General features: G+C 71.2%; 21 protein-coding genes. 12 read left to right on the top strand and 9 right to left on the bottom strand.

Going from position 1 to position 20,478, the window contains the following annotated elements:
- Positions 1 to 25: 25 nt before the first annotated feature.
- Genes nadC through G569_RS0105095 form a run of 3 tightly spaced genes read left to right on the top strand, consistent with a single transcriptional unit; the run spans position 26 to position 3,137 of the window.
- Positions 26 to 850, top strand: a complete 825-nt coding sequence (gene nadC, locus G569_RS0105105; protein ID WP_028062623.1) for a carboxylating nicotinate-nucleotide diphosphorylase — start codon at positions 26 to 28, stop codon at positions 848 to 850.
- Positions 847 to 1,824 (top strand): quinolinate synthase NadA, encoded by a 978-nt coding sequence (gene nadA / locus G569_RS0105100; RefSeq protein WP_037494782.1) that lies wholly within the window; start codon positions 847 to 849, stop codon positions 1,822 to 1,824. Before nadC ends, nadA begins: the two co-directional genes overlap by 4 nt.
- Complete coding sequence (locus tag G569_RS0105095; RefSeq protein WP_028062621.1) at positions 1,821 to 3,137, top strand: calcium-binding protein; 1,317 nt, start codon at positions 1,821 to 1,823, stop codon at positions 3,135 to 3,137. Before nadA ends, G569_RS0105095 begins: the two co-directional genes overlap by 4 nt.
- Here the strand turns inward: G569_RS0105095 and G569_RS0105090 are convergent, their stop codons facing one another.
- The 4 genes from G569_RS0105090 to G569_RS0105075 form a co-directional block, all read right to left on the bottom strand.
- The gene (locus G569_RS0105090) at positions 3,138 to 3,806 is read right to left on the bottom strand and encodes a hypothetical protein (RefSeq protein ID WP_028062620.1); all 669 of its coding nucleotides are present in this window, start codon (positions 3,804 to 3,806) and stop codon (positions 3,138 to 3,140) included. It lies immediately after the preceding gene.
- A gap of 63 nt (positions 3,807 to 3,869) precedes the next feature.
- Positions 3,870 to 5,255, bottom strand: a complete 1,386-nt coding sequence (locus G569_RS57285) for an RNA polymerase sigma factor (protein ID WP_053225880.1) — start codon at positions 5,253 to 5,255, stop codon at positions 3,870 to 3,872.
- 332 nt (positions 5,256 to 5,587) lie between these two features.
- Positions 5,588 to 5,947 (bottom strand): hypothetical protein, encoded by a 360-nt coding sequence (locus G569_RS0105080; protein ID WP_028062619.1) that lies wholly within the window; start codon positions 5,945 to 5,947, stop codon positions 5,588 to 5,590.
- Between the two features lie 45 nt (positions 5,948 to 5,992).
- Positions 5,993 to 7,240, bottom strand: a complete 1,248-nt coding sequence (locus G569_RS0105075; protein WP_028062618.1) for a M16 family metallopeptidase — start codon at positions 7,238 to 7,240, stop codon at positions 5,993 to 5,995.
- 71 nt (positions 7,241 to 7,311) lie between these two features.
- Here G569_RS0105075 and ftsE point away from each other — a divergent pair, with 71 nt between their 5' ends.
- Both ftsE and ftsX read left to right on the top strand, forming a co-directional pair.
- On the top strand, positions 7,312 to 8,133 hold the full coding sequence (gene ftsE, locus G569_RS45675) for a cell division ATP-binding protein FtsE (protein ID WP_084284242.1): 822 nt from the start codon (positions 7,312 to 7,314) through the stop codon (positions 8,131 to 8,133).
- Complete coding sequence (ftsX, locus tag G569_RS0105065; RefSeq protein ID WP_028062617.1) at positions 8,130 to 9,023, top strand: permease-like cell division protein FtsX; 894 nt, start codon at positions 8,130 to 8,132, stop codon at positions 9,021 to 9,023. The genes ftsE and ftsX overlap by 4 nt, the downstream gene beginning before the upstream one ends.
- Here the strand turns inward: ftsX and G569_RS0105060 are convergent.
- Positions 8,995 to 10,302, bottom strand: coding sequence for a PP2C family protein-serine/threonine phosphatase (locus G569_RS0105060; RefSeq protein WP_028062616.1), 1,308 nt, complete (start codon positions 10,300 to 10,302; stop codon positions 8,995 to 8,997). The genes ftsX and G569_RS0105060 overlap by 29 nt on opposite strands.
- 1 nt (position 10,303) lies before the next feature.
- Positions 10,304 to 10,618 (bottom strand): STAS domain-containing protein, encoded by a 315-nt coding sequence (locus G569_RS63690; protein ID WP_306764994.1) that lies wholly within the window; start codon positions 10,616 to 10,618, stop codon positions 10,304 to 10,306.
- On the opposite strand from G569_RS63690, the gene G569_RS65880 reads away from it, so the two are divergent.
- From G569_RS65880 to G569_RS0105040, 3 genes are read left to right on the top strand one after another with little or no spacing between them, the layout of a single operon-like run.
- A complete protein-coding gene (locus G569_RS65880; protein WP_306764993.1) occupies positions 10,539 to 11,033 on the top strand; it encodes an ATP-binding protein in 495 nt (164 codons plus the stop codon). The genes G569_RS63690 and G569_RS65880 overlap by 80 nt on opposite strands.
- A gap of 29 nt (positions 11,034 to 11,062) precedes the next feature.
- Positions 11,063 to 12,247 (top strand): S41 family peptidase, encoded by a 1,185-nt coding sequence (locus G569_RS45660; RefSeq protein WP_053225876.1) that lies wholly within the window; start codon positions 11,063 to 11,065, stop codon positions 12,245 to 12,247.
- Positions 12,244 to 13,932 (top strand): ribonuclease R family protein, encoded by a 1,689-nt coding sequence (locus G569_RS0105040; RefSeq protein ID WP_157591828.1) that lies wholly within the window; start codon positions 12,244 to 12,246, stop codon positions 13,930 to 13,932. Before G569_RS45660 ends, G569_RS0105040 begins: the two co-directional genes overlap by 4 nt.
- Here G569_RS0105040 and G569_RS57280 read toward each other — a convergent pair.
- Positions 13,929 to 14,321 carry a DUF4259 domain-containing protein gene (locus G569_RS57280; RefSeq protein ID WP_169542068.1) on the bottom strand — a complete coding sequence of 131 codons (393 nt, stop codon included), beginning with the start codon at positions 14,319 to 14,321 and terminating at the stop codon, positions 13,929 to 13,931. The two genes, G569_RS0105040 and G569_RS57280, sit on opposite strands and share 4 nt — an antisense overlap.
- 16 nt (positions 14,322 to 14,337) lie before the next feature.
- Positions 14,338 to 15,951 (bottom strand): Flp family type IVb pilin, encoded by a 1,614-nt coding sequence (locus G569_RS63685; protein WP_028062614.1) that lies wholly within the window; start codon positions 15,949 to 15,951, stop codon positions 14,338 to 14,340.
- Positions 15,952 to 16,038: 87 nt separating this feature from the next.
- On the opposite strand from G569_RS63685, the gene G569_RS60830 reads away from it, so the two are divergent.
- From G569_RS60830 to smpB, 4 genes are read left to right on the top strand one after another with little or no spacing between them, the layout of a single operon-like run.
- Positions 16,039 to 17,376: a DUF1800 domain-containing protein gene (locus tag G569_RS60830; protein WP_053225874.1), complete on the top strand. Its 1,338-nt coding sequence runs from the start codon at positions 16,039 to 16,041 to the stop codon at positions 17,374 to 17,376.
- Complete coding sequence (locus G569_RS0105020; protein ID WP_028062613.1) at positions 17,377 to 18,720, top strand: DUF1501 domain-containing protein; 1,344 nt, start codon at positions 17,377 to 17,379, stop codon at positions 18,718 to 18,720.
- Positions 18,717 to 19,052, top strand: coding sequence for a cupredoxin domain-containing protein (locus G569_RS0105015; protein WP_028062612.1), 336 nt, complete (start codon positions 18,717 to 18,719; stop codon positions 19,050 to 19,052). The genes G569_RS0105020 and G569_RS0105015 overlap by 4 nt, the downstream gene beginning before the upstream one ends.
- A 19-nt stretch (positions 19,053 to 19,071) precedes the next feature.
- Complete coding sequence (gene smpB / locus G569_RS0105010; RefSeq protein ID WP_028062611.1) at positions 19,072 to 19,515, top strand: SsrA-binding protein SmpB; 444 nt, start codon at positions 19,072 to 19,074, stop codon at positions 19,513 to 19,515.
- Here the strand turns inward: smpB and G569_RS0105005 are convergent.
- A complete protein-coding gene (locus G569_RS0105005) occupies positions 19,505 to 20,344 on the bottom strand; it encodes a glutathione S-transferase family protein (RefSeq protein WP_053225873.1) in 840 nt (279 codons plus the stop codon). The genes smpB and G569_RS0105005 overlap by 11 nt on opposite strands.
- Positions 20,345 to 20,478: the final 134 nt, after the last annotated feature.

The raw sequence follows: 20,478 nt of genomic DNA, 5'->3' as shown, positions 1-20,478 counted from the left end.
GTCACGTCGACTATAATCGGCGTGCATGGAGACGGAGCTCATCGACCGCGCGCTCGCCGAGGACGTCGGCGACGGCGACGCGACGACTGAGGCGACCGTCGACGCGTCCGCGCGCGGCGTCGCCACGATCACGCAGAAGGCGCCGGGGGTGATCTCGGGGCTCGAGGTCGCCGAGGCGGTGTTCCTGCGCTTGGATCCGGAGGCCGGGATCACGCGGCTGGTCGACGAGGGTGTGTGGCGCGACGGCGGGCCGGTGCTGCGGATCGAGGGGTCCGCACGCGGCATCCTCACCGCGGAGCGCACGGCGCTGAACTTCCTCGGCCGGCTGTCGGGCGTGGCGACGAAGACCGCGCGGATCGTGCGCAACGTGGGCGAGGGCGGGGCGAAGATCCTCGACACCCGCAAGACCACGCCCGGGATGCGGATGCTCGAGAAGGCCGCGGTCGCGCACGGCGGCGGCGTCAACCACCGGATCGGGCTCTACGACTTCATCCTGATCAAGGAGAACCACTCCGCGCTCGCGGGCGGGGTGGGCGAGGCGGTGCGTCGCGCGCGTGACGCCCGGCCGGAGCTCGGGCTGGCGGTCGAGGTCCGCGATGCCGCGGAGATCGACGAGGCGTTGGAAGCCAACGCCCAGCGTCTGCTGCTGGACAACATGACGCCCGACGAGGTCCGCGCCGCGGTGGCCCAGGTGGGCGGTCGCGCGGTGCTGGAAGTGAGCGGCGGCGTCGATGAGGAGACAGTTTTGGTCTACGCGACCATTTCTGGTGTAGACTACGTCTCGATCGGCGCCTTGACCCACTCCGCGCCGGTCCTCGATCTGTCGCTGATCTTGGAGACCGTCCAGTGAACCTCCTCACGCTCGAATCCGTTCCGGCCCTGCAATCCGAGGTACGCGCGCTGGCCGCCGAGCGCGGCGCCGTGATCCTCGCGCACAACTACCAGCTGCCCGAGGTGCAGGACGTGGCCGACTACGTCGGCGACTCGCTCGGGCTCTCGCAGCAGGCCGCGAAGACCGACGCGGAGGTGATCGCGTTCTGCGGCGTGCACTTCATGGCCGAGACCGCGTCGGTGCTCTCGCCGGAGAAGACCGTGCTGCTGCCCGACATGGACGCCGGCTGCTCGCTCGCGGACTCGATCACGGCGGCGCAGCTGCGCGCGTGGAAGGCCAAGCACCCCGGAGCGATCGTCGTGATGTACGTCAACACGACCGCCGACGTGAAGGCTGAGACCGACTACTGCGTCACGTCGGCCAACGCGGTGCAGATCGTCAAGCACATCTACGACACGCATGGCGACGACACGGAGATCCTCTTCGGCCCGGACATGTTCCTCGGCGCCTACGTCGAGAAGGAGCTCGGGCGCAAGATGCACGTGTGGGACGGCGAGTGCCATGTGCACGCGGGCATCCGCCCGTCGGACATCGCCGACATGCGCGCCTCCCACCCCGGCGCGGACTTCCTGATCCACCCCGAGTGCGGGTGCTCGACGTCGGTCATGGAGTACGTCGCGGCCGGCGACGTGGACTCCGAGGGCGTGCACATGCTCTCGACCGGCGGGATGCTCAGCTGGGCGGCCGCGGCGCCCGCGGGCACGACGGCGATCATGGCGACCGAGACCGGCATGCTGCACCCGCTGCAGATGGCGCGCCCCGACATCGACTTCGTCGCCGCCAACGAGGCCGCGTCCTGCAAGTTCATGAAGATGATCACGCTGCCGAAGCTGCGCGACACCCTGCGCGATATGACCGGCGTGGTGAAGGTGCCGGCGGACATCGCCGAACGCGCCAAGCTGCCGATCGAGCGCATGGTGGCGATCGGTTGAGGTACCTGATCGCCACGGTGGCGGCGTTCGCCGCCATCGTGCCCGCCGCCCACGCCGGGACGCTGAGCGTGTCCGGGACCACGATCACCTTCCAGGCGAACCCTGGCGAGGCGAACTTCTTCACGGTCAACTGGGGCAACGTGTCCGCCGGCCCGGACTTCGTCCCGAAGTTCGACGACCACGTGGACATCACGCCCGGGCCGGGCTGCGTCGTCGACGGGCTGGGCGGGCACTGCGACGCCGCGGGGCCCAACCCGACGGTCATCGTCCACCTCGGCGACGGCAACGACCTCGGCCAGTCGATCAACGACCATGCCGCCGGTCACAGCGTCCAGTTCTATGGCGAGGACGGCGACGACGACCTCCAGAGCGGCGGGAGCGCGGACCTGCTCGACGGCGGGGCGGGCAACGACAGATTGCAGCCCGATGACGACGACGCGGGCTCAGGCGACGTCGTCGTCGGCGGCCCCGGCACCGACTCGCTCTGGCTCGACTACGCGTCTGGCGGCAACGGCCCGATCACCGCTTCGCTCGACGGCCTCGGCAATGACGGCTTCGCGGGCGAGACCGACAACTACGCCGCCGACATCGAGAACGTGGAGGGCGTCAGCACCGCGCCCTCGATCCACTTCGTCGGCACCGACGGGCCGAACGTCGTGAAGATGCGCTCCGAGTCGGCCGACGTGCTGATCGGCATGGGCGGCGACGACCTGATCGACGCCGCGAACGGCAACGACGTCATCGACGGCGGCGACGGCAACGACACGATCTACGGCGGCGGCAACGACGACCAGATCAAGGGCGGCCCGGGCCTGGACTCCCTGTCGGGCGAGGGATCGGCGTCCGGGTTCTTCATCTCGGTGCCGGGGAGCGACACGATCGACGCGCGCGACGGCATCCGCGAGCAGATCGACTGCGGCCAGGGGGCGGACACCGCGATCGTCGACGAGCTCGACGTCGTCCCGCAGGACCCGGGGTCGCTGTGCGAGGCGGTCGACCGCGCCGCGGCCGCGCCCGCTTCCGGCCCGCCGACCATCCGCTCGACGAAGCTGAGCGTGAAGTCGGGGCGCGTGAGCGTCTCGCTGTCGTGCGCGGCCGCGTGCAGCGGCAAGCTCACCCTACGGACGACCAAGAAGGTGACCGTCGCGTCGGGGTCCTACTCGATCGCGGCCGGCAAGTCCGCCACGGTGCGCCTGAAGCTGTCCTCGAAGGGGCGCAGCCTGATGCGCAAGGTGACCAAGGTGCGGGTGAAGCTGACGGCCTCACCGAAGACCGGCAAGGCCGTGAGCAAGACGCTGACGTTGCGCGGGTAGTTACGCGACCTCGACGGCGACGAGGAAGGTCTCGCCGTCGCGGACTTCGAACTCGGCCTGGGTGAGGACCGCGTCCTCCTCCAGGTCCTCGAAGTCGCAGGGCGTGTCGTCGGCGTCGTCGTCGAGGTCGACGTCGCCGTCGTCGGTCGAGGTGTCGGCGGTGGGGTCGTCGCCCGTGTCGTCGTCGGACCAGCCGCTGTCGTCGGAGTCGACGGAGCCGTCATCGGAGCCGTCGTCGTAGGAGGAGTCGTCGGCGCTGACGCCGCAGCTGTCGTCGACCGTGGCCGTGATCTTCGGGCCCTTGAACTGGCGGATCGTGATCGTCTCGCCGTCGAAGGCGGTCACCACGCCGGCGTGCTCGGCGCCGTCCTTGGTGCCGTCGCCGTCGGTGTCGGGGTCGAGCGGGTCGTTGTCGGAGTCGACCTCGTCGCCGTCCTTGAGGCCGTCCTTGTCGGTGTCGGCCTTGCGCGGGTCGGTGCCGAGCTTGTACTCGGCGAAGTTCTTGACGCCGTCCTTGTCGGCGTCCTTGCCGCGCCAGTTGCCGGTCAGGTCGTGCTTCTTCGCCCAGGCGGCGGCCTTGGGCTTCTTGGCGGAGGCGGCAGCCGCAGGGACCAGGGCCACCAGCGCGGCGAGGGCGATGGCGCTGATCGTTCGGACGAGATTTCGCATGCCCCGGTCATCGACCGGACCGCCTGCGGGTTGCAACGGCGCGATGAGAGATTCGACGGATGGTCAGTCGTCGCCGCCGTGGCCGCCGTGGCCCGAGCCCGAGCCGCTCGAGCCCGAGCCGGACGAGCCCGAGCCGGGGCCTGAGTTCGACGTCGCGGTCGGGACGGGCGTCGCGGCGGGCGTGGCGGCACCCGACCCGGGCCCGGAGCTCGAGCCGGACGAGCCCGAGGAGCCCGAGGAGCCCGAGGAGCCTGAGCCCGACGAGCTCGAGCCGCTGGAGCCCGAGCCGGACGAGCCCGAGCCCGAGGAGCCGGAGCCCGACGTGCCGGAGCCCGACGTGCCCGAGCCGGACGACCCTGAGCCGGACGAGTCCGAGCCGCTGGAGCCCGAGCCGGACGAGCCCGAGCCCGACTGGCCCGAGTCGTCGGAGCCCGGCCCGGAGTTCGACGAGCCGCGATGGTCGTCGGTGGCCACCGGCGTCGCCGTGGCGCGCGGGGTGGGCGTGGCGGTGGCGCGCGGGCGCGGCGTCCGTGTCGGCCGCGGCGTCGTCCTCGCCCGCGTGCGCGTCGTCCGCGACTCCTCCGGCGCGTCCTCGCGGCGGGGCGTCGCCGTCGGCGAGGGCGCGGCCGTGACGACGGGCTTCGGCGCCGCGGCGCGCACGGGCACGACGACGGCAGGCTTGGTCTTGTGGGGCGGCGGCTCGGCGCCCGAGGAGACGATCGAGGGGCCGGCCACGGCCACCGTGCTCGTCGCCAGCACGGCGGCCACGCCCGCCTTGGCGGCGAACGCGCTCGCACCCGTCCCGGCGACCAGCTCGGCGATCCGCTCCGCGGTCGGCGGCCCGGCGCCGCTCGCGCCCGCGGCGGCCGCCCACTGGGCCAGCGGCAGCGGGACGACCGCCGTCGCCGCCGCCCGCAAGGTCAGCCGCGCGCGGTGCACGAGCTGGCGCACCGCCCCCTCGCTGACGCCCAGCTCGCGCGCGACCTCCTCCTGCGACCGCCCCTCCACGGCGATCCGCAGCAGCGCCTCGCGCTGGCGCTCCGGGAGCGCCGCCAGGCCCGTCAGCGTCTGGCGCACGACCGCGCGCCGCTCCATCTCCACCTGCGGTGCGTCGGTCGCGCGCAACGCGTCGTCCAGCTCCGCGTAGTCGTACCCCGAGACCCGCAGCTGATTCAGCGCCGTGTTGTGGACGATCCGGTACAGCCACGCGCGCAGGTCGCGCACGTCGTCGCCCCGCTGCAGCGCGCTCCAAGCGGCGATGTAGGCCTGCTGCAACGCGTCCTCGGCCCGCGCTTCGGGCAGATACCGTCGAGCCGCCCGCAGCAGCGCCCCGCGGTAGCGCTCGACGATCGCCTCGAACGCCCGTTCATGCCCGTCCCGCGCGAGAGCGACCAGCCGCTCGTCGGACTGGGTGCGCAGCAGGACGGACGAAGGCGAGGGAATCGGCATGCAACTGCGACACGCGAGTGTCGCGGTGCGTTACGCACGAATCCGCGAGGCGGTTCGGCCGCGCGAGCCGGGCGGTCGGGTGGCTGACGCGCCTGGGCGCATGCGCGGGCTCCAACGCGAACTGCGGTGACTCTTTCTCGCGGGCAAACACGCGGAAAACCGCGGAAAACCGCACGAAGGTGCGTGTTTGGGGCTGGGAGGGAAGCACGCGTGTTCATTCGGCCCGCCCGGCGGGGCGAGGGTTGGGGGCCGCGCGGCGAGACACGCGCGGGTGGGGTGACGCGCGGGGCGGCGCGGCGGGGGCGCGCGGGCGGCGAGGCGGCGCGGCGCGGTTAGGCGTGCTCGGGGAGCAGCTCGAGGCCCCACTCGTCCGCGTCGCGTACGGCGGGGAGGTTCTCGCGGCGACGCTCGAACTCGGCCTGCGTGTAGGCGTGCATGTCGGCCGGGGCGCCCATCTCGTAGGCGTCCCACAGGGTTCCGGTCACGTAGACGCGTTCGAGCCAGGGGACGCCGTCGAAGTGCTCGCTGACGAGCACGACGACGTATTCCGGGCCGCGTTCGCGCTGGGCGCCGGCGCCGCGGAGGTCAGCCACGCGGGCGCCGCCGAGCAGCGCGCGGTCCAGCGGCCACCGGTCCGAGACGCGTCGGACGTACCGCTCGAGCTCGCGGTGGTTGAGCTCCTCGAAGTTCACCCGTCAAGCATTGTGGCCGACAAAAGGCCGCGCAGCAAGAGTCCGTTATGAGAACTCATCCTGCGTATGGGGCCCGACGACGGCGATCGACAACTCGTTCGAGATGCCGCGGGCGACTTCGACGACCTCGTCATAGGTCACGGCGTCGAGGGAGGCGATCGCCTTGTCGGGGTCGATGTCCTGGTTGAACACGACCGTCTGGGTCGCGGCGTGGCGGGCGACGGCGTTGGTGTTCTCGAAGGCGAGCACGCGGCGGCCGGCGGCGTAGGCGCGGGCGCGCTCGACCTCTTCCTCGGAGGGACCGTCGGTGCGCAACTCCTCGACGATCTCGCCCATGCGCTTGAACGCCTCGACGCATTTGGAGGAGTCAAGGCCCGCCGAGAGCTGGAGGATCGGCACGTCGGCGAAGGAGTGGTCGATCGCGTAGACGCTGTAGGCGAGGCCGCGCTGCTCGCGGATCTCGTCGAACAGCCGCGAGCCCATCGAGCCGCCCAGCAGCGTGGAGTAGACGCCCAGGGCGGCGCGCTCGGCGCCCACGCGGGGGTCGATCTTCGGCCGGTAGGACATCCGCAGGTGCGACTGCTTGGAGTCGCGGTTCTCGACCAGGGTCGTGGGCGCGAACGCGGGCGCCGGCTCGGAGGAGCCGTTGGCGGAGATCGACGGGAAGCGCCCGAACAGCTCGGCCATCTCGGAGTTCTCGGGCACGTGGTCGAGGTTGCCGACCAGGAACGCGCCGCCGCGCGAGCCCACCCACTGGCGGCGCCGGAAGGCGAGGATCGCGTCGCGCGAGAACGTGCGCAGGTGCTCCTCGGGCCCGAGGACCGGCCGCCCGAGCGGGTGATCGCCGAACGCGGCCTTGTCGATCAGGTGCTCGGCCAGCACCGAGGGCTGGTCCTGCGCGCGCGCGATCTCCTGGATCACGACCCCGCGCTCGCGGTCGAGCTCCTCGGCGTCGATCTTCGGGCGCCCGACGAAGTCGGTCAGCAGGTCGATCGCCTCACCCACCACCTCCGCGCGGCAGGTGATGTGGAACGCGACCAGGTCGTGCGACGTGTAGGCGTTCAGGACGGCGCCCATCGTCTCCGCGGTCTGATTGACCTTGCGGTAGTCGTCGTACTTCTGGCCGCCTTTGAACACGAGATGCTCGAGAAAATGGGCCATCCCGTTCTCTTCGGGCCGTTCGGTCCGCGCGCCGGCGTCGAAGGCGACCAGCACCGTGGTGGAGCGGGTCGGCAGCTCGACGCGGTGCAGCGGAAGGCCGTTCGGCAGGGAGGAGGACTCGATGCGCGCCATAGAAGCTGAGCCTACTGCAGGGGAACTTGCGTCTTGGGCGAACTTGGCCTCGTACCCTCGACGCCTGACGTATGGCAGCCACTGAACGACATCTGCGTCGTCGCCGGCACCGCGACGACCCGCATCGCCCGTCCTCTGCTCCGCATCCGCCCGCCACAGGCGCGGTGATCAGCTTCAGCGGGGTGGAAAAGCGCTACAGCGCGACCGACGTCGCGCTCGACGGCGTGTCCTTCGACATCTTCCCGGGCGAGTTCGTCTTCCTGGTCGGCCACTCCGGGTCCGGCAAGTCGACGGCGATGAAGCTCCTGATCAAGGAGCTCGAACCCACCGACGGCGAGATCCGCGTCGCCGGGCGCGACCTGCAGAAGATCCCGCGGCCGCGCGTCCCGTACTACCGCCGCAACCTCGGCGTGATCTTCCAGGACTACAAGCTCCTGCCCAACCGGACGGTCTACGAGAACGTCGCGTACGCCCTGCAGGTCACGGGCGGCAGCCGGCGCGAGATCCGCGACAAGGTGCCGGACATCCTGCGCCTGACCGGTCTGAGCACCAAGCTGCACAACTACCCCGACCAGCTCTCCGGCGGCGAGCAGCAGCGCGTGGCGATCGCGCGCGCGTTCGTCAACCACCCGCCGCTGCTGATCGCCGACGAGCCCACGGGCAACCTCGACCCCGAGACGTCGATCGGGATCATGCAGCTGCTCTACCGCATCAACCAGACCGGCACGACGGTCCTGGTCGCCACCCACGACGTGGCGATGGTGGACAAGATGCGCCGCCGCGTGATCGAGCTGCAGAGCGGCAAGATCGTCCGCGACGAGCGGGCCGGCGCCTACGCCGCCAACGAGAACACGCGGGAGTTCGCCATCCGGATGCGGAGCGCACAAGGGTGAGGCCCGTCTTCTTCCTGCGCGAGGCGCTGCGGGCGCTCAAGCGCAACGCCGTCCCCAGCTTCGCCGCCATGGCCACGGTGCTCGTCACCGTGCTCGTGCTCGGCGTCTTCCTCCCGGTCGTGCAGGCGACCACCGGCGCGGCCAACGAGGTCCGCGGCAAGGTGATCGCCGACGTCTATCTCAAGACCGACGTCAAGAAGGGCGACATCGACCGCGTCGATCGCCTGCTCAAGGCCGAGCCGCTGGTCAAGGACGTCGTCTTCATCTCCAAGGAGCAGGCGTACCGCACGGAGAAGAAGCGCAACCCGAAGGCGTACGAGCTGCTCGGCTCCAACCCGCTGCCGGACACGTTCCGCATCACGCCGAAGAACCCGGACGACATCGCCAAGATCAAGGACGCGCTCGCGCCGCAGGCGCCGGGTGGCGGCACGACGGTCGTGGATCCCGCGATCGACGAGGTCCGCAACCGCGAGGAGGACACGAACAAGATCCTCTCGGTCACCCGCGTCGTGAAGATCACGATGGCGCTGCTGCTGGGCCTGCTCGGCGTCGCCTCCGTGCTGCTGATCGCCAACACGATCCGCCTGTCGCTGTACGCCCGCCGTCGCGAGGTCGAGGTGATGAAGCTCGTCGGCGCGACCGACTGGTTCATCCGCTGGCCGTTCGTGCTCGAAGGGGTGATCGTCGGCGCGGCCGGCGGACTGCTCGCGGTCCTGCTGCTGATCGTGGCCAAGGTCGCGATCGTCGACCCGCTCGCCCAGGACTTCGCGCTGATCGCCGCGCCGGACACGATCGACTTCCGGCTGCTGATCGGCCTGCTGCTGCTCGCCGGCGTCGCGGTCTCCGCGCTCGGCTCCGGCCTCAGCCTGCGGAAGTTCCTCCGCGTTTAGCCACCAACACGGCGACATCGTCGCGGCGCGCGCCCTCGCGCGCCGCGGCCTGGTCCACCCGCGCGGCGATGCCCGCCGCGCCTTCGCCCGCCGCGTCGCGCAGCAGCGACTCGAGCCCGCCGAGCCCGTAGGCGTCGCCGGTGGTACGCGCCTCGGTCACGCCGTCGGTGAACAGCACGAGGGATTCGGAAGGCGCCAGCTCGAAGTCGATGTCGAGCAGCTTCGGATCCTCGACCCAGCCGAGGACCGAGCCGGGGCGGCCGACGTGCTCGATCTCGCCTGACCCGCGCATGACCATCGGCATCGGGTGCCCGGCGCAGCAGATCGTCGCCCGCACGCTGCCGCCGAGCTCGACCCGGCAGAGCGCGACCGTGCAGTAGCGGCCGCGGTCGGTGCGCTCGGAGATCAGCGTCTGGTTGACGACGTCCAGCACCCGGCTGGGCGAGGACTCGTAGCGCGCCGCGGTGCGCAGGGTGTGGCGGACGAGCGAGGTCAGCGCCGCCGCGCGGGCGCCCCTGCCGGTGACGTCGCCGATCACGAGGTCGACGCCGCCGTCGCAGGGCAGCACGTCGTAGAAGTCGCCGCCGATCATCGACCCGTCGCCGGCAGGGCGGAAGCGCGCCGCGAGCTCGAGGCCGTCGAGCTCCGGCAAGCGCTGCGGCAGCAACGCCGACTGCAGCGCCCGCGCGACCCCGCTGAGGTCCTCGAACAGGCGGGCGTTGTCGAGCGCGAGCGCCGCGCGCCGTGCCAGGTCCTCGCCCAGCAGGAGGTCCTCGGTGCCGTAGCGGCGCGACGGGTCCAGCGAGGCGAAGACGACGATGCCGATCGTGCGCCCGCGCGCCTTCAGCGGGACGAGCAGGGCGGCGTGCGCGAGATCGGGCTTTGCGGTCGGGCCGAAGACATTGGCGCGGGTCAGGGTCTCCGAGCATCCGCTCTCGACCACGCGGGCGATCGGGTCGCCCGGATCGACCGGGTAGCGGCTCGGCAACTCGCGCACGAGGCGCTCGACCGCCGGGTCGGCCGCCGCCGCGGCCAGGCGGCGCACGTCGTTGAGGTGGATCTCGTCGACGATGCACACGTCGGCCAGGAACGGCACCGAAAGGCGGGTCAGCGAGTCCAGCGTCGAGCGCAGATCCAGAGACGCGTCCAGCAGCGGGCTTGCCTCGGCCAGGAACGTGCTCCGACGCTCGGCGGCCTGCGCGGCGACGCGTGCGGTCTGCTCGCGCATCAGGTCGGCCTGGAGCGCGCTGCGACGGGACACGTCGGAGTCGCCGATCACGTCACTCCTCCAAGCGGAGCCGGTCGGCCACCTCGGCGAGCTCGAGGATCCGGCGGGGCTCGCCGTCGCCGGGGAGGACGATCAGGGTGCGGCCTTCTTCGCGGGCGCGAACGTCGGCGTCGAGCACGAGCTGGAGGCCGGTCGAGTCGAAGAACGACACCTCGCGCAGGTCGAGGATCAACGTCTCCGGCTGCTCGGCCTCGGCGCGGCGGATCTCCTCTTCCACGCGCGGGCCCGTGGACAGGTCGAGCTCACCGCGAACGACGATCCGTGCGGTGCCGGAAGAAAGTTGGCGCTCTAGTGCGAATGGAACCACGGCTGTAGTACGGGTTGCCCGGGTACCCGGCTCTCTGATTTCTGTTTTCTACTCGACAACGCTCCCGAAGTCACCCGGTTCAGCGGCGCAAGCGCGCCTATTTCTCGACCAGGTGCGTACGCAACTCGACTCAGAGGTGTTCGAGAACGCCCGCTTGCTCCTGTCCGAGCTGGTCGCCAACGCGATCGAGCACGTGCTCGAGGAGGGTGACCTCGAAGTGCGCATCGCTCTGTCCGAGGGTGTATTGCGGATCGAGGTGCTGGACCCCGGCCCGGGCTTCGTCCCCCCGCCACGCCGGCCCGGCTCCGACCGCGGCTGGGGGCTGCACTTCACCGATCGGCTGTCCTCACGCTGGGCGGCGGACTTCGACGAACGCGCCCGCGTGTGGTTCGAGCTCTCCCTTAGCGGGAGCTGACGTTCGCGCGGTACCGTGAGGTCGCGTACATGCGTCACCGTCGCAGCCCAGGGGCTCTGGGAATCCTCGTCGCCCTGATCCCGATCGCGCTCGTGCTGGGCATCTTCCTCGGCGGTCATCCCGGCACCCTGCCGGGCTTCGCCCGCGACGCGCTCGTCAACGACTCCGACGGGCGCCTCTACGAAGAGGCGATCGACACGATCCAGCGCGACTACTACCGCAAGATCGACCGCAACCAGCTGCTCAATACGTCGCTGACGGCCGCGGTCTCCTCCCTCCAGGACCAGTTCTCGCACTACTTCTCGCCGAAGGAGTACTCGGACTTCCAGCTCGACACCGAGGGCCAGTTCGAGGGCGTCGGCATGTCGGTGTCCGAGACCAAGGAGGGCCTGCGGGTCGAGGAGGTCTATGACGACTCGCCGGCGAAGGAAGGCGGGCTGAAGGTCGGCGACATCATCGTCACGGCCAACGGCAAGTCGCTCGCGGGCAAGACGTCGGACCAGTCGACGGCGCTGATCAAGGGACCGGCGGGCTCGTCGGTCACGCTCGGTCTCAAGGACGGGCGCAAGCTCACGCTCAAGCGCGCGAAGGTGGACATCCCGATCGTGCAGTCCGAGACCAAGCGCGAGGCCGGCAAGAAGATCGCGTGGGTGCGGCTCGCCGGGTTCACCGCCGGGTCGGGCAAGGACGTCAAGGACGCGGTGAACAAGGAGCTCAAGGACGGCGCGACCGGCGTCGTGCTCGACCTGCGCCACAACGGCGGCGGGCTTTTGAACGAGGCCGTCTCGGTCGCCTCGGTGTTCCTCCCCGACGGCCGGGTCGTGTCGACCAAGGGCCGCGCGCGGCCGGAGCACGTCTACAACGCCGAGGGCGGCGCGATCAAGGGCTCGATCCCGGTCGTGGTGCTCGTCGACGAGGCCTCCGCGTCGGCGTCCGAGATCGTCACGGGCGCGCTCCAGGACCGCAAGCGGGCGAAGGTCGTGGGGACGCGGACGTTCGGCAAGGGCGTCTTCCAGGAGATCGAGCGGCTGCCCAACGGCGGCGCGCTGGACATCACCGTGGGCGAGTACTTCACGCCGACCGGGCGCAACCTCGGCGGCGGCGGCGTGCGCCGCGGCGCGGGGATCACGCCGGACATCCAGGCGTCCGACGACCCGAAGACCGCGAAGGACGAGGCGCTCGACAAGGCGCTGGAGACGGTGGCCGCGGAGTGAGGCAGGCGCCGCTCGTCGGCGTGCTCGACAACCGGGGGCGCGTCACGCCGCTCTTCGAGCGCGGCCACTGGGTGAACGTGGACAAGCCGCGCGGCAACGTGCGCGTCGGCGACATCGTCCAGGTCGCGCCCGGCAAGGGCGGGCGCGCGCGGGTGGAGCGGCGGATCGGGCGGCCCGACGTCGCGCGCGACGTGCTCGACGCCCTGATGGTCGACCGCGGCCTGCGGCGGCGGTTCGACCCGCTCGTCGAGCGCGAGGCGCGGCTGGCGGAGGCGTCGCTCGATGGGCGGGCGGACTTCCGCGATCTCGTCACGTTCACGATCGACCCGCCGACGGCGCGCGACTTCGACGACGCGATCTCGGCGGAGGAGCTGCCCGACGGCGCCGTGCGGGTGTGGGTGCACATCGCCGACGTGGCCGCGTTCGTGCGGCCTGGGTCGGCGCTCGATCGTGAGGCGTTCCGGCGCGGGAACAGCGTGTACGTGCCGGGGCTGGTCGAGCCGATGCTGCCCGAGGCGCTGTCGAACCGTGCCTGCTCGCTGGTGCCGGGCGAGGACCGGATGACCGTGACGGTCGAGCTCGAGTTCGAGGGCGCGAAGGTGCGCCGCACCGCGTTCCACCGGTCCGTCATCCGGAGTGACATGCGGCTCGATTACCCGCACGTGGACCGGATCTTCGCGGGCGCCGAGCGGGCGGAGGAGCCGTGGGCTCGGCCGCTGGCGGCGGCGCGGCGGGTCGCGGCGGCGCTGGCCGAGGCGCGCGAGGCGGGCGGCGCGCTGGCGGTGGAGTCGAGCGAGCCCGAGTTCGGCTTCTCCCGCGAGGGCCACGTCGAGACGCTGCTGCCGTCCGAGCAGACCGAGTCGCACCGGCTGATCGAGTTCCTGATGATCGCCGCCAACGAGGCCGTGGCCTCGTTGCTGGCGGCGCGCAAGCTGCCCGCCTTGTATCGCGTGCACGAGCCGCCGGACGCGTCGCGCGTCGAGCGGCTGCTCGCGCAGCTGGCCGCTTTGGGCGTGCCGACGCCGGCGGTCGGCGAGCACCTGACCGCGCTGCAGGCGGGTGAGGTCGCGAGCGAGGCCGCGCGGCTCGTCGACGCCGAGGTCCGCCGCCGCGGCCACGGCCGCGCCGCGTTCACGTCGCTCGTGCTGCGTTCCCTGAAGCAGGCGCGCTACTCGCCGCGCAACCTCGGCCACTACGGCCTGCGCTCGGAGCGCTACTGCCACTTCACCTCGCCGATCCGCCGCTACCCCGACCTGATCTGCCACCGCTCGCTGCTGAGCGCGATCGGCGCCGGCGAGCCGACCGTGCGCGTCTCCGACCTCGAAGCCGCGGGCGAGTGGTGCTCGGCCCGCGAGCGCGACGCGATGGCGATCGAACGCACCGCCGACAACGTCGCCCGTGCCTTCCTGCTGGAACGCCGCCTGTTCGAGGAGCGCGCCTGGCAGCAGGAGTTCGACGGCGAGGTGACGGGCGTGATCGCCGCGGGCGCGTTCGTCGCGTTCGACGGCTACGAGGGCATGCTCCCGGTTCGGCGGTTGGGTGATTGGTACGACCTCGACGAGCACGAGGTCATGCTCGTCGGCGCCTCCGGCAAGCGCATCCGGCTCGGCGACCCCGTCCGCGTCCAGGTCGCGCAGGTGGACGCGATCCGCGGCCGCGTCGACCTCGCGCCCGTCGAGGTCTAACGCAGGCGCGCGGCCAGATCGGCGAGGACCTTGTCCCAGTCCTCGTTCGGGCCGTCCTCGGTCCAGAGGTCGCTGAGCTCCGAGCGGTCGGTGTCGGCGACGACCGCGACGGCCTGGGCGGCGAGCGATGCATGCTCGCGCAGGCCGTCCAACTCGGCGAGCGCCGTGAGTCGTTCGTCCGGCTCGCGCGGCGGCCGGCCGAGCGCGTAGGCCACGAGCTCGGCGGCGACGAGCGCCTCGCACCCGAGGTCCGCGTCCAGGTAGTCCGTCTCGTTCGCGGCCTCGGACAGCGCGATCGTGATCGTCTGGATCTGCGGCTGCTCTTCCAGCTCGCCGAGCCAGTCGAGCGCCGTGTCGTTCTCCAGCACGCCTTCTCCCCATGCACCCATATGGCCGGGAGCGTACTCAGCAGCGCGGCTCGTTGAGCACATTCATCTTCAGGCCGCCGTCGAGCATCAGCAGCTCGAGGTTCTCGGCCACGGCGCCCGAGCTCATGCCGCCGTGGTAGAGGGCGATCAGGGCGTCCTCGGGCGTCTGCGCCATGCCGAGGAAGACGTCGAGGCCGGTGAAGCCGTAGCTGACCCCCTTGTACTCGACGATGCCGTGGTTCTCCTGGAGGGAGGAGGCGATCTCGTCGTTCGTGGGGCGGCCGTCGCGGTTCATCTCGATCTTGTCGGCGAGGCGGCTCAGAGCGGCCTGACGGAGCTGCTCGAGCTGGCCCTCGGTGAAGTCGAGGCGGACGTTGGAGCTGACGCCGTCCGGCGCGTGCTGGCCGGTCGTGACCTGGTAGAGGCCGTCCACGAGGGAGTGGTCGACGCCTTCGAGCAGCAAGGAGCGGGTGGGGGTGCCGACGACGTTGCCGTTCGCGTCCTTCTTCGTGGTCACCGCCACGCCGACGTCGCCGTAGCGGGCGAAGCCGGTGGTGTCGGTGGTGCCGTCGGCGTTGTGGGTCTCGGTGAAGCGACCCTCGGAGTCGTTGACGCGCCCGCCGAGCTTCAGGCCGCCGAGCTTGGCCTCGAGCGACGTGACGTCGGTGTAGACGACCGTCGACGCCTTGGTCGGGTTCAGCGTTCCGGGCGTCCCTTCCTTGGGCAGCTTGCCGGAGCCGAGGAAGGCCTGGTAGGCGTCCCAGCCGGCCTGGTTGGAGATGTCGATGTCGACCGCGTGCAGCTTGCCGTCGGCGAGGTCCTTGCTGTTGCCGAGCGAGACCGCGACGTCCTTGTAGCCGACGCCGAGCTTCAGGGCCGACCGCACGAAGTCCGAGTCGCCGACCATCACCCGCACGGTCGTCGGGCTGATCCGCTTGACGCCAGACGAGACGCGATGGCCCTCGTCGTAGCCCATCTCGGCCTGGATCGCGCGGTAGGAGCCCTTGGCGTTGATGCCCGCGTAGAAGTCCTCGCTCAGCTGGACGCTCTCGCCCGCCTTGATCGTCGTCGGGTCGACCGGGTTCGGCGCCGGGCGGTCGCCGTCGGCGATGTCGTCCGCCTGGCCGGGATCGACGGTGACGCTGTAGTTCGTCGACTGCCCGAGATAGGCCGAGAGCGACCCGCCGGCCTTGGCGCCCTTGGCCTCGGCGTTGGCGCTCAGCTGGAGCTTGGTCTGCAGCGACAGCGTCTGCCACGGGCAGCCGTTGGCGTCCAGCGACGTCGGCGTCCGCTCGACCTTGATCTCCCCGCTCGCCTGGACGGAGACGCCGGGCCCGCCGTGCGGGACGCACTTCTCCGGATCGCGCTCGTCGTAGGTGCACGAGACCGTGACCGAGCCGGGGAACGGGAGCGCGATCAGCGGGTGGTCGGTGAGCGACGGGCCGTCGAGGTCGGAGTCGCCGACGCCGGGGTCCCCGGGCGTCGCCGTGGGGTCGCAGGTGTCGCGCTGCAGGATCTTGCAGACTGCGTTCTCGACGCCGTCGGCGACGGCGGTCCCGGTGCCCGTGGTGAGCACCGCGAAGATGATCACCGCGACCAGCAACAGGCCTCCCAGATACTCCGCTGCGGTCTGGCCGCGCTGGTCGCGCATCGTGGGGCGGACAGTAGGCGGACATGTGCGTCCGTTCCATGGGTCGCGGGTCTCAACTGTGGCTTGGGACCTGCCGATGGACAGTCGGTGGGAGTCCCGTCGTATCGAGGTGCCTTCGGTGAGGAGCAGGCCGCGCGGCTGCTCTGGCGCGCCGGTTTCGGCCCCAAGCCCGGCCAGGCCGCCGAGCTCGCCAAGCTCGGCCTGCACGGCGCCGTCGAGTCGCTGACGCACCCGAAGTCGAAGGCGTTGGTCGGCCCGAACCCGAACGACGGCGAGGGCGGCGACCTCGCCCCCAAGGACGCGTGGGGTCACGACCACCTGTGGTGGCTGGACAAGATGGTCCGCACCCAGGCGCCGCTCGTGGAGCGGATGACGCTCGTCTGGCACGACTGGTTCGCGACGTCGAAGTCGGGCGTGCCGCAGCGGCTGATGATCGACCAGAACCAGCTGCTGCGAAAGCACGCGCTCGGCAACTTCGAGGCGCTCGCGCTCGACATCACCCACGACCCGGCGATGCTCCTCTGGCTCAACGGCACGTCCAACAACCAGTGGGACGTCAACGAGAACTACGCGCGCGAGCTGCAGGAGCTGTTCTGCCTCGGCGCGGGCCGCGGCTACTCCGAGGGCGACGTCCGCCAGCTCGCACGCGCGCTGACCGGCTTCCGCAACGACTGGACCGACAGCGGCCCGACCCGCTTCCGCTACGACAAGAAGTTCCACGACCCGCGCGCCAAGAGGATCTACGGCAAGCGCGGGAAGTTCGGCTGGCAGGAGGGCGTGCGCCTCGTCACCCGCCACCGCGAGCACCCCGAGTTCATGGTCACCAAGCTCTGGGGCTACTTCATCCCGGCCAAGCCGTCGCCGGCGACGGTCAAAGGGCTCGCTCGGCTCTACGTCGCGAAGGGCCGCGAGGTGCGCCCGCTGCTGGAGGCGATCCTCGCCCACCCCGACCTCTACGACGCGGGCAAGCGCATGGTCAAGCCGCCGGTCGTGCAGGCCGCCGGGATGCTCCGCGCCGTCGGCCGCGGGATCGACACGAGCGCGTGGGCGTGGCTGTGCGACAGCGCCGGCCAGTACCTCTTCCTCCCGCCCAACGTCTCCGGGTGGGACGACACCCGCTGGCTGGACACCGCGACCTTCCGCGCCCGCTGGCAGATGGCGCAGTACATCTGCGAGCCGGCGCGCCTCGATCCCGACGCCGCGGCGGACAAGGTCCCGCAGGACCCGGCCGGGCTCGTGAACGAGGCGATCGCGTTCTGGGGCTCCCCGAAGATCTCCGGCACGGTCCGCGCCGGGCTGGAGAAGTACGCCGCCGACACCTTGGCCTCCGCCACCGAGCGGTGGGAGAAGACCGTCTATCCGGTGCTCGCGCTCAATGCGTTGCGGATGCTCGTCGCCACGTCCCCCGACTACCTGACCTCGTAAATGGATTGCTGCACCGAACACGCCCGCGCCGCCGCGGGCCTTCCCGCGATCGAGCCCGGCATGCCCGAGCCGGCGGGCACCGGCCTCTCGCGCCGGGCCTTCCTGCTGCGCTCAGCCGGGATCGGCCTCGCGGTGTACGGAGCGGGCAAGCTCGCGCAGCTGCCCGGGTTCGAGACCGGGGTCGCCCAGGCGCAGGCCGCCGGGCCGAACAGCGTCCTTCTGAGCGTCTTCATGGACGGCGGCGTCGACTCGCTGTCGGTGCTGGCGCCGGTCGGAGACGCGCAGTACCGCAAGCTGCGGCCGACGCTCGCCCTCGACGGCGGGCGCGAGTTCGCCGAGGACCCCCGGCTGATGTGGCATCCCGCGGCGAGCCCGCTGGCCGACCTGCACGCCGAGGGCAAGGTCTCGGTGCTGCCCGCGGTGGGGTACACGAACGCCGACCAGTCGCACTTCACGTCGCGCCACTTCTGGGAGGTCGGCGCGCTCGACCCGCACCTGCGCACGGGCTGGCTCGGCCGCGTGCTCGACCGCGTCGGCTCGCCCGACAACCCGCTCCAGGGCGTCTCGCTGGACGGCCAGCTCTCCCCGACGCTCGCGACCGCGCGCAACCCGGTCGCGGCGATCAACAAGCCCGAGGACTCCGGCTTCTGGACGCCGGGCGCCTGGGGCGACGCCGAGGACCTCGCGGTGCCCGCGTTCACGAACATCGGGCACGCGCTGCGCGGCTCCTCCGATCCCGCCGTCGCCCAAGCGGCGCAGGCCGCCGCGTTCGCGGGTGGCGTGCGCGACGCGCTCAAGCCGTTGGGCGCCGACGGCAAGCCGACGTACACGCCCGCCGCCGCCTATCCGCAGTCGAGCGAGGCGTTCCCGAAGCGGCTCGCCGGCTTCGCCGCGATGCTCGCCGCCGGGCTCCCGATCCGCGCCGCGTCGATCAGCGCCCCCGGCGCCTACGACACGCACGCCAACCAGGCGACCTCGCTGCCGAAGAACCTCAAGCTGACGTTCGACTCGCTGCTCGCGTTCCAGCGCGACCTCGAGGCGCGCGGGCTCGCCGACCGCGTGCTCACGCTCGTCTGGTCGGAGTTCGGCCGGCGCGCCGCCGAGAACGGCTCGGGCACCGACCACGGCGCCGCCGGCTGCGGCTTTGTGATCGGCACCCGCGCCGCGGGCCGGATGGTCGGCGAGTTCCCCGGCCTCGCCCAGCTGGACAAGGACGGCAACCTGCGCGCGACCTCGGACTACCGCGGCGTGTACGGCGCGCTGTGCGGCGACTGGTTCGGCGTCGACCCGCTCGCGATCCTCCCCGACGCGCGCGGCATCGGTCGCCCGGTGCTGGTCAAGTGATCTACTCGCCGCCCCCGACGCCGCTCGCGAGCATCGCCGCCCCCGCCCGGGTGCTGGTCGAGGCGACCGAGTTCCGCTTCACGCTCTCGCGCACGACGGTCAAGCCGGGGCCCGCGATCGTCCAGCTCGCGATCCGCGGCGAGGACCCGCATGACCTCAGGCTCGTCCCCGCCGGCAAGGCGCGCACCTCACGCGCGGCCGCGGTCCCGGAGACGTCGCCGGGCGCAGTCGCCGAGTGGCGCGGCACGCTCACCAAGGGCAAGTGGACGCTGTACTGCTCGTTGCCCGGCCACAAGAAGGCCGGCATGCGGGCGACCCTGAATGTGAAGTAGCGCCTGCCAAACTGGAGGGGTGCCGGACATCGCCTCCAACCGCTCTGCGTCATACCGCTACAACCTGCTCGACAAGTGGGAGGCGGGCCTGGTGCTCACGGGCACCGAGGTCAAGTCGCTGCGTGAGGGCAAGGCCCAGCTCAAGGACGGCTACGCCTCCGTCGTCAACGGCGAGGTCTGGCTCTACAACGTCCACATCCCGCCGTACGCGCCGGCCACGCGTGAGAACCACGAGCCCGAGCGCCCGCGCAAGCTCCTCATGCACCGGCGCGAGATCGAGCGGCTGATCGGCAAGACGAAGGAGAAGGGGCTGACGCTCGTCCCCACCCGCCTCTACTTCTCCGACAGCAACCGCGCGAAGGTCGAGATCGCGCTCGCCCGCGGCAAGGACGTCGGCGACAAGCGCCAGGCGATCAAGGAGCGCGAGATGAAGCGCGAGATGGAGCGCTCCTTCAGGCGTTGACGAATCCCAGGTCGAGCGGCCCGGCGGGGATGATCCGCTTCGGGTTCAGCTCGTCATGGGTCGTGTAGTAGTGGCGCTTGACCTCGTCGAGCGCGAACGTCTCCGCGATGCGCGGCCGGCTGTACAGGTCGGCCGCGTAGCGGATCAGGTTCGGGTACTCGATCAGCCGCTTGCCGTTGCAGCGGAAGTGGGTGTGGTAGACGGCGTCGAAGCGCAGCAGCGTGGGCAGCAGGCGCCAGTCGGCCTCGGTGATCCGGTCACCCGCCAGATACGGGCGGTCTTCGAGCAGCGCCTCGAGCCGCTCGAGCGCTGAGAACACGCCGCGGAACGCCTCGTCGTACGCCTCCTGCGAGCGGGCGAACCCGGCGCGGTACACGCCGTTCTGCAGCTCGGCGTAGACCCACTCGTTGACCGCGTCGATCTCGTCGCGCAGGGCCTCGGGGTAGAGATCGCCGTCGGCCCAGTCGTTGAAGATGCGGATGATGTCGGCGGACTCGTTGGAGACGATCAGCTCGTCCTCCTTGTCCCACAGCACAGGGACGCTGACGCGGCCGTCGTACTCCGGGTCGGTCGCGCGGTAGCCGGCCTCGAGGAAGTCCCAGCCGTTGACCTCGTCGGTGAAGCGCCCACCCGTGAACGCCCACCCGCGCTCGTCGCGGTAGGGGTGCGCGTAGGAGATGCCGATGTCGACGCCGAGCACGGCGCGGACGATCACCGCGCGCTGCGACCACGGGCAGGCCAGCGCGACGTAGAGGTGGTGGCGCTCCGGGCCGCCGTGGGGCAGGCCGCGGAAGCGCGAGTCCTGACGGACGAATGCGCCTGAAGTCATGAATTCACGGAGGATGCGGGATGAACGGATTTCAGAGTCTTGCCTTGTGGCATCGGTGACGAATAGGTTCTGCCCAGACGCGGAGGTTGAGACGCAAAGAGCGAGGCCATGAGGTGAAAGGCCCGCCGCCCTGA

The organism is Solirubrobacter soli DSM 22325 (assembly GCF_000423665.1).
GTDB lineage: Bacteria > Actinomycetota > Thermoleophilia > Solirubrobacterales > Solirubrobacteraceae > Solirubrobacter > Solirubrobacter soli.
This window is presented reverse-complemented; position numbering and strand designations above follow the sequence as displayed.

Coding starts and splice junctions, on each gene's coding strand:
- nadC (WP_028062623.1), top strand. CDS start 26: ATGGAGACGGAGCTCATCGACCGCGCGCTCGCCGAGGACGTCGGCGAC.
- G569_RS0105090 (WP_028062620.1), bottom strand. CDS start 3,806: ATGCGAAATCTCGTCCGAACGATCAGCGCCATCGCCCTCGCCGCGCTG.
- G569_RS57285 (WP_053225880.1), bottom strand. CDS start 5,255: ATGCCGATTCCCTCGCCTTCGTCCGTCCTGCTGCGCACCCAGTCCGAC.
- G569_RS0105075 (WP_028062618.1), bottom strand. CDS start 7,240: ATGGCGCGCATCGAGTCCTCCTCCCTGCCGAACGGCCTTCCGCTGCAC.
- ftsE (WP_084284242.1), top strand. CDS start 7,312: ATGGCAGCCACTGAACGACATCTGCGTCGTCGCCGGCACCGCGACGAC.
- G569_RS45660 (WP_053225876.1), top strand. CDS start 11,063: ATGCGTCACCGTCGCAGCCCAGGGGCTCTGGGAATCCTCGTCGCCCTG.
- G569_RS57280 (WP_169542068.1), bottom strand. CDS start 14,321: ATGGGTGCATGGGGAGAAGGCGTGCTGGAGAACGACACGGCGCTCGAC.
- G569_RS63685 (WP_028062614.1), bottom strand. CDS start 15,951: ATGCGCGACCAGCGCGGCCAGACCGCAGCGGAGTATCTGGGAGGCCTG.
- G569_RS0105020 (WP_028062613.1), top strand. CDS start 17,377: ATGGATTGCTGCACCGAACACGCCCGCGCCGCCGCGGGCCTTCCCGCG.
- G569_RS0105005 (WP_053225873.1), bottom strand. CDS start 20,344: ATGACTTCAGGCGCATTCGTCCGTCAGGACTCGCGCTTCCGCGGCCTG.